Source organism: Acinetobacter sp. 1125_18A (assembly GCF_052824985.1).
The window spans coordinates 1-1,275 of record NZ_VTDG01000041.1 but is presented as its reverse complement, the minus strand read 5'-3'; the positions used below and the strand labels follow the sequence as shown (position 1 = coordinate 1,275).

1 protein-coding gene is annotated in these 1,275 nt (G+C 39.2%); it reads right to left on the bottom strand.

Going from position 1 to position 1,275, the window contains the following annotated elements; genetic code table 11:
* Positions 1-1,275: filamentous hemagglutinin N-terminal domain-containing protein (locus FY049_RS22145; RefSeq protein ID WP_446084422.1), on the bottom strand; the 1,275-nt coding region annotated here is incomplete at both ends.

Genomic DNA, 1,275 nt, shown 5'->3' with positions numbered 1-1,275 from the left:
GCAGAACCACGATTACTTCTGATCTCCGAGTTTGTTGCAAGATTGATGTTTGCAGCATCAATATACAAATCTGCATTTGAAGAGTCATTCATTATTCGGGTATTGCTGGCTAAATTAAGATTCCCTTGGGTATTAATGAGTAAAGGGGATGAAGCAACACCACCATTGTTAAGGATGATTTGATTTGCATTTAAATTAAGATTATTCCCTGAATCTATATTAATCAAAGTGTTGCTACTAATATTTCCAGAAGTATTAATATCTCCAGCTGTACCAGTTTCTGTAGTTTTAATGCTTAACAGTCCCTGTGTCTTACTGGTTGAACTGATAAGACCTGAATTGACGATTTTCCCTGATGAAGTAATAGCTAGTGTGTTCAGTGCTTGGATTGTCCCTGCATTGCTCACCCCTAAGCCTTTATCTGTACCAATAAGAAATATATTATTGGCATACATCCCGCCGAGTGCTTTGACATCAAGTGCATATATTGGTGTGGTACTATTTGCTTGATTCGGTGTGATTGACGTTAAGTCTTCACTTATTGTGTTTGAACCCGTAACCACTTGTAAGGCTTGATTGGCATGTATTTGAGCGTTGATATCTACTGCTTTGGCATAGATATCAATATAGTCGGCATTGTTGTTATTCCCACCCAACCCTAAGTTATTTTCTGCTGAATAAACATTGATTTTGCCTTGATTCACCACAAACTGTTGAATACTTCCATCTGCATTCAGCTGTGGCTTACCTGTGGTAAAAATCACCTTATTGGCATTGATAAAACCACCACCCTGAATATTGATGCCTGATGGGTTGGCAATAATCACATCAGCTCGCTGCCCAGCAATCTCAAGATTCCCCTTGAATTTTGATGCTAGTGAAGAATTGACCTCATTGAGGATAACCCTTGCTTCACCTGTTTGTAGATAAGGGTTAGCCCCTACTTGCCCCACAATCACTGAACTTGCACCATTACGGCTATTGTTTAATACAACACCGGGTTGCAATACATCAAATTGGTTATAGACGTTATGTGACACACCATTTTTAGGTGTTTGAATATTAACCACTGGTACATTTTGACCCTGTTGGTTTTTCCCTACCCCTATACTGGCTCTTTGTGAAGCTGCAGCATTTGGATCTGCCTGCATTTGAGCATAAACAGGTGAAAATGCCATAAATAAGCTCATCGATGCGACAATACTTTTAACTTGCCACAATTGATGAAATGATTTTGAATCCACAGACTCAGTTATGGACACTGAGTGCGTACTT